Annotated in this window: 2 tRNA genes; both read left to right on the top strand. The window is 47.7% G+C overall.

What is annotated here, in order from left to right:
• Positions 1 to 162: 162 nt before the first annotated feature.
• Positions 163 to 239: transfer RNA gene (locus tag FNK51_RS26180), tRNA-Ile, on the top strand.
• A gap of 16 nt (positions 240 to 255) precedes the next feature.
• Positions 256 to 331: transfer RNA gene (locus FNK51_RS26175), tRNA-Ala, on the top strand.
• The last annotated feature ends 63 nt before the right edge of the window (positions 332 to 394 follow it).

Raw genomic sequence — 394 nt, 5'->3', positions numbered from 1 at the left:
GTAACAAGGTAGCCGTATCGGAAGGTGCGGCTGGATCACCTCCTTTCTAAGGATAATTACGAGAGCGCTTTTGTTTTGTTCAGTTTTGAATGAGTAATTCATTCAATTAAATAGCAATCCCGCGATAAGCTTGGGAAGCAGAAGCTTATTATTTATGTGAATGGGCCTATAGCTCAGCTGGTTAGAGCGCACGCCTGATAAGCGTGAGGTCGATGGTTCGAGTCCATTTAGGCCCACCATTCCATTTCCCAAAACGGGGCCTTAGCTCAGCTGGGAGAGCGCCTGCCTTGCACGCAGGAGGTCAGCGGTTCGATCCCGCTAGGCTCCACCAATGAAACAATCACGTTGTGATTGGGACAGCTTGTTCCTTGAAAACTAGATAATAGATAGAAGG

The organism is Bacillus sp. B4EP4a, assembly GCF_006680105.1.
Classification (GTDB): Bacteria; Bacillota; Bacilli; order Bacillales; family DSM-1321; genus Peribacillus; species Peribacillus simplex_E.
Note: the sequence above shows the minus strand (reverse complement) of the source record. Positions and strands in the feature narration are given on the sequence as shown.